This is a genomic window from Streptococcus sp. DD13, assembly GCF_001578875.1.
In the GTDB taxonomy this organism is placed as follows: domain Bacteria; phylum Bacillota; class Bacilli; order Lactobacillales; family Streptococcaceae; genus Streptococcus.
Window position 1 is genome coordinate 1,124,165 of record NZ_KQ969506.1, and the last position, 6,565, is coordinate 1,130,729.

Below are 6,565 nucleotides of genomic sequence, written 5' to 3' on the forward strand. Positions count from 1 at the left end.
TTCTCATCGCCTTTCTTTTTCTATCAAAAAGAGGCTGGGACAAAAGTCCTAGCCTCTCCATTATTTTTGGATGGTCGAGCAAGATGCAGTGGTTGAGTGGGCTCTACTAGGCTGATTTCATCCGCTTTTACAGCCCTACTCAACTGTGCGGAGGTGGGGCGACGAAATCGACTTCTAAGGAATAACCGATTTCTGTCCCACTCTCTCTTTCTTATTCCCGATGGAAGATCACATTTTCTCCATCATTGTTTTCGATGGTCAGCTCCTTTTCTCCCTTTTTCTTAAAGGGGGTATAGTGGTCATCACCTCGATCGATTTGACCTTTTTCGGCATCCACCGTTCCTTCAAAGTTAGGGATATCCACGATCCCCTTTTCTAAATCGACGATTTCAGCACCATTTGCTTGTGAGATCGTTTGAGTCACTTCGTCCTGATCATAAAAAACAGACTTCTCATCAAAGTTTAAGCGTGTCACCATGCTCGCTTTGCCGTCTTTTACGACCAATCGGAACTGCACATCTTCAAGGGCGCTACTATCTAGTCCAGTATTCTCAATCTCTTGCTGAGTCCAGGCGGAAACCCAGGTCCCATTGATCCCACGTGCTTGCTGATTGCGGATAAACACAAAGACCGCAAAAGCTACAACCAGTACGGCCGCTAGTGCCCCCAGACATTTTTCCAAAACAGACAATTTATGGCTTGGCTTAGACACTTGGATCCCCTCAACCGTCTCTGGAGATTCCTCAACCGACACTTCTGTCGCAAACACCAATGGCCTTTCCTCATCCTCTATCGGGAGACCCGAAGCTCCGTCCCCAGCTCCCCAGACACTCGCGATTTCTTCTTCTGTCGCAGGCCGGCCATTGAGCCGTTCAAATTCTTTTAGCCATTCTTCTTGATTCATCTACTTCTCCTTATGATTCTATATTTAAGCAAGAGAGGAGGCTGGGACAAAAGTCCTAGCCTCTCAATTGTTTTTGGATGGTCGAGCAAGACGCAGTGGTTGAGTGGGCTCTACTAGGCTGATTTCATCCGCTTTTACAGCTCGACTCAACTGTGCGGAGGGGGGACGACGAAATCGAATTCGAACGAATGACCGGTTTCTGTCCCACTCTCTTCTCTTTTTCCACTTTACTTGGTAAAAACTAGTTCGACATCCGAACTGACCTTAAAGCGGAGTTGGCCGTTCTCGATCGTATAGGTAACAGGATCCCCCTCGCTCGCGCTTGACGGATTAGATTGCGGAGAGGTCAGTTCATGCTTTTCTGGGCGAACAGTCCCTTTGGCGGTAATGACAGCCGTCCCTTTTTCGAGATCCACTTTCATATAATTACTATCTGCACCGTATTTGACCTGTTCTAAATAGTCCTCTTTATCTAAGTAATCACTATCCGCTGCTTTTTCCTCCGCCCATTTGTCAAAATCAATATGAAATACAGCGGTTATCGTGTAAGTATTGTCCGAAGCTACGTCAATGCTCACAGTGGTATCTTTCAGCGCAGAGCCAAAATAATTACCGACATAAGCCTGATCATTGAAGCTTTTAATCGTAGCTGCATCAGCCTTCCAAGTCCCGTGGATATCGTTGCGCTGCTGGTTCCAGATGAAGAACCCAACCACTCCGACGACCAGGACAAGAAGAGCAATCACCCCTGCAATCAAACCCTTGTGGCTTTTCTTAGGCGCCGATTGGGGGATATTGCTAAAAGGAGCCTGGCCGACAGTCTGCGGGTAGGGCTGAGCCCCATTAGCTGGACTCACTTGCGGGCTTACTTGAGCTGGAGCGACAGGAGCTTGAGGCCCCCAGACACTTTCAAACTCTGCCTGAGTCGCTGGACGGCCATTGAGCCGTTCAAATTCTTTTAGCCATTCTTCTTGATTCATCATCTTTCCCTCTTTCTTTTTCCTATCCCTTATTCTTTCACAAACTTGAGGCTAGTTGGTGTTTTTGAATCCACAAGACTCGAGTCTTCCAAGGTCAAGGTTAGTTCATTTCCACTGATTGAATACTTGTACAAGCCCACCTTTTCACTCGTTGAACTATCACTGGATGTAGAGGAGGAGGAGGACGAAGACGTAGAGTTACTTCCATTGAGGAGGGACTCGCCAATATTCAACTTAGAAACATCTAAGGTAATGGTTTGAGATTTTTGATCAATGTCTGCTTCCATTTCAAATTCCATGACCCCATTGTCATCTATTGTAAAGTTGACTAGGCTCATAGCAGAATCTTCCTTGATGGTTGATTGTAACTGCTGGATGATCAGTTTCTTAAAGTTTTCCTTGCTTGGCAGGTAACTTGCCGAAGAGTCCGACATGTTTTGCTCTAGCATATCATAGATGTCATCAAAGTATTTGGAAAAATCCATCCGATACTTAAACTTCGCAGTGTCTCCACTGACCACTAACTCAATGGAAATCCCATCGAAAAGCGACGACAGATCAAGCTTCCCAGTTCCAAAATCAATCTTCGTGGATCCTACTTTTTCAATCACAGCCTGCTTCAATGTCTCCCCAAGACCGTCTGACTTCCAGGTCCCCTCAATCGAGACGGCAGTTCCTGCCTGGTTCCCACTTGCTGCCTGGTTGGACGTATTGGTTTTGTTAAAGACAAAGAACCATAGACCCGCTCCCACCAGAGCGACAAGGAGGAGACTGACCAGGCTGATCCAGAGTCCCTTGTGGCTTTTCTTTTGAACAGGTGCAACAGCAGATCCTTGACCAGTCAGTGGAGGGATTCCGTCACTAGCTTGACCATTGGGTGTCGCTCCTCCTTGATTTGGAGCTTGCTGAGGCATCTGTGGCATGACCGGTTGAGCAGGTGTTGCTGGCTCGGCACCCCAGACACTTTCAAACTCTTCCTTCGTAGCCGGACGACCATTGAGTCGTTCAAACTCCTTTAACCATTCTTCTTGATTCATCACAATCTCCTTTATAAAACGTTTTCTACATTATTATACCCTAGAAATACGTGTTTTGCAAACCTATTCAGGAATTGTCCGGCTTTTAAACAAGCCTAAAAAAAAGAGGGGGACAGAAATCGATCATTCGGTAGAATGCGATTTCGTCGTCCCCCCTCTGCACAGTTGAGTCGGGCTGTAAAAGCGGATGAAATCAGCCTAGTAGAGCCCACTCAACCACTGCGTCGTGCGCGACCATCCAAAAACAATGAAGAGGCTAGGACTTTTGTCCCAGCCTCTGAACAGAATTTTATTGGAGTTTCTTCCTGATAAAGGGCTTATTTGCGGCGACCAGGACGTTCCTTGTAGCCATAGTAGGCATCCGCCATGATTTCTTCCATGTCTGCGACCATTGGAAGACGTGGGTTGGCTGGAGAACATTGGTCTTCGTAGGCCAGAAGGGCAATCTCATGCAGGCTGTCCTTCCAAGCTTTTTCGTCGATTCCTTGGTCTTTGAAGTTCATCTTAATCCCAACAGCTTCCCCCAGCTCATAGACGGCTTTGGCATAGGATTCTACGGCCTCTTCTGGAGTCGATGCTGGCAAGCCTAGCATCCGTGCGATATCTTGGAATTTTTCGTCTGCTTTCCAGTAGTTGTATTTTGGCCAAGTCGTGGTCTTAGAAGGGCGAGTGCCATTGTAGCGGATGACATATGGCAAGAGGATGGCGTTGGTCCGTCCATGTACGGTATGGTGCACCGCACCGATCTTATGGGCCATAGAGTGACTCATCCCGAGGAAGGCATTGGCGAAGGCCATACCTGCCATGGTCGAAGCATTGTGCATCTTTTCGCGGGCTTCTGGGTCGGCTTCAAGGACAGACTTCTTCAGGTATTGGAAGACCAGCTTGATGGCTTGGAGAGCAAGACCATCTGTATAGTCATTGGCAAAGTTGGATGTATAGGCTTCGGTCGCGTGGGTCAAGACATCCATCCCTGTATCGGCTGCGATAAAGGCTGGAACAGACTCAACCAAGGCAGGATCCACAATGGCAATGGTTGGGGTCAGGGCATAGTCAGCCAGTGGGTACTTGCGGTTATTGGCTTTATCTGAAACCACGGCAAATGGGGTCACTTCCGATCCGGTACCAGATGTGGTTGGGATCCCGATATATTTAGCTTTCTTCCCTAGAGATGGGAACTTGAAGGCCCGCTTACGGATATCCATGAATTTTTGGACCAAATCGCCGAAGTCCACTTCTGGCTGCTCATAGAACATCCACATCCCTTTGGCGGCATCCATTGGGGAGCCTCCACCAAGAGCGATGATGGTGTCTGGCTCAAAGGCCCGCATGACTTCAGTCCCACGACGAACAGTGGTGATGTCTGGATCAGGCTCGACATCTGAGAAGACTTGAACCGTTACCTTGTTCTTGCGTAGATTGAGTTGGTCGATGACCCGTTGGACAAAGCCAAGTTTTTCGATGGACTTGTCTGTGACGATCATGACGCGTTCGATGTCTTCACAAGTTTGCAGGTATTGGATCGAGTTACGTTCGAAGTAGATTTTAGAAGGAACTTTAAACCATTGCATATTATTTCTACGTTTCCCTACTTTCTTGATATTCAAAAGATTGATCGCAGATACATTATCCCCCACAGAATTGCGACCGTATGAACCGCAGCCCAGGGTCAAGGATGGTAGGAATGCATTGTATACGTCCCCGATTCCACCGAAGGTAGATGGAGAGTTCCAGATGATCCGCATGGCTTTCATCTCTGTTCCAAAGCGTTTCGCAAGGGCTTCATCCTTGGTATGGATGGCTGCGGAGTGACCGAGTCCATTGAATTCTACCATTTGACGGGCCTTGGTCAAGCCATCTTCAGTGTCTTCAGCTTTGAGGACCGCGATGACTGGAGAGAGTTTTTCACGAGTGAGCGGTTCGTTTGGTCCCACTTCTGCGACTTCAGCTGCTAGGATATTGGTACCTTCTGGGACAGAGAAACCTGCTTGCTCTGCGATCCAGCTTGCCGCCTTTCCTACGATGTCAGCATTGAGCTTTCCTTCTGCACAGTCCTTGCTGTTGGCTTTGACACCAAAACAGTATTCTTCCAAGAGGGCTTTTTCTTTTTTGTTGACGAAATAGGTCTTGTAGGATTTGAATTCTTCCACAAAGTCATCGTAGATTTCCTTGTCGATGATGACCGCTTGCTCAGAAGCACAGACCATCCCATTGTCAAAGGACTTGGACATGACGATGTCGTGGGCTGCTTGACGGATATCGGCAGATTTTTCCACGTAGGCTGGGACATTTCCGGCACCGACCCCAAGAGCTGGCTTGCCGCAAGAGTAGGCTGCCCGTACCATGGCATTGCCCCCTGTTGCTAAGATGGTGGAGATGCCGTCATGGTTCATGAGGGCATTGGTCGCTGCGATCGATGGCTCCGTGATCCATTGGATACAGTTTTCAGGAGCACCTGCTGCGATAGCTGCATCCCGAACGATTTGAGCCGCATGGGCAGAGGATTCTTGGGCAGATGGGTGGAAGCCAAAGATGATGGGATTCCGCGTTTTCAGGGCAATCAAAGACTTAAAGATGGCCGTTGAAGTAGGGTTGGTCGTTGGGGTCACCCCACAGATGACTCCGACCGGCTCTGCAATCTTGGTCAATCCAGTAATAGGGTCATCTTCGATAATGCCGACTGTCTTGACTCCCCGCATGTTGTTGACCACATGCTCACAGGCAAAGAGGTTCTTGGTAGCCTTGTCTTCAAAGACACCCCGACCAGTCTCCTTGACCGCATGCTCTGCCAAAATTCCGTGAGCATCTAGGGCTGCTACAGAGGCTTTCGCGACAATATAATCTACTTGTTCTTGATTTAGTTTCCGGAATTCTTCTAGGGCCACCAATCCTTTTTGGACCAAGGCGTCCACATGAGCCAATGCTTGTGCTTGTTTTTCTTCTGCTGTTACTTCTTTTTTACCAGCCATTTGGTTTTCCTCCAATTTTTAGTCAACTTTCTTTGTTAACTTTTTCACAATATAAGTATAGCACTTCCGGTTCTGTTTGTAAAGGGTTTTGTTAACTATTTCACAAACTTTATTTGGGTTTTTCCTAGACCTTCCTAAAAAGCTTGATAACATCCAATTTCTCTCCCTTCTTTTTGTCCATTTTTTTATAAAATTTTAAAATTTCACAAATTATTTTCAATCGTTCCCATTTTTTCTTCCTTCTTTCTGAAAATAAAAAACCTCCACCTGTCCGACTAGTCCTAAGGAGCTAAGTCAGACAGGTGGGGGCTATTTGTAGATGTAAGAGGAGTTTCTAGAGCCCACTCAACCACTGCGTCTTGCTCGACAATCCAAAAACAAAAAAGAGGAACTTCCCGTCCTCTTTTTAATCTATTTCCAACGCTTACAGTTCATCATCAGGCCCTACATGGGTAGGAGGATTGAATCTAATCGCAATTAGCCCATCCCAATCAATAACTCCATCATTAGCAGGCGGTGTAAATGAATCATTTATATTACCCAAATAGGTGATGTTAAATCCCGCCCCATTGTACTGTGCTTTTATCCGATCGCGAATTTCATTTTGAATTGGCCGTAAGTAGTCGTAGATTTTGTTGGCTGGAATCTCCTTGTCTCCATGGTGGAAGACCAGGT

The 6,565-nt window shown here is 47.1% G+C and carries 5 protein-coding genes; all 5 read right to left on the reverse strand.

The features are described from left to right. Positions 1-211: 211 nt before the first annotated feature. Positions 212-904 (reverse strand): hypothetical protein, encoded by a 693-nt coding sequence (locus STRDD13_RS05255; protein ID WP_067102758.1) that lies wholly within the window; start codon positions 902-904, stop codon positions 212-214. A 227-nt stretch (positions 905-1,131) separates the two neighbouring features. Then, positions 1,132-1,887, reverse strand: a complete 756-nt coding sequence (locus STRDD13_RS05260) for a hypothetical protein (RefSeq protein WP_067102760.1) — start codon at positions 1,885-1,887, stop codon at positions 1,132-1,134. Positions 1,888-1,913: 26 nt separating this feature from the next. Further along, the gene (locus STRDD13_RS05265; RefSeq protein ID WP_067102762.1) at positions 1,914-2,921 is read right to left on the reverse strand and encodes a hypothetical protein; all 1,008 of its coding nucleotides are present in this window, start codon (positions 2,919-2,921) and stop codon (positions 1,914-1,916) included. Positions 2,922-3,238: 317 nt separating this feature from the next. Then, positions 3,239-5,890 carry a bifunctional acetaldehyde-CoA/alcohol dehydrogenase gene (gene adhE, locus STRDD13_RS05270; RefSeq protein ID WP_067102764.1) on the reverse strand — a complete coding sequence of 884 codons (2,652 nt, stop codon included), beginning with the start codon at positions 5,888-5,890 and terminating at the stop codon, positions 3,239-3,241. 424 nt (positions 5,891-6,314) lie between these two features. Then, the coding region (locus STRDD13_RS08605; protein ID WP_197457159.1) for a hypothetical protein at positions 6,315-6,565 on the reverse strand (251 nt) is incomplete at its 5' end.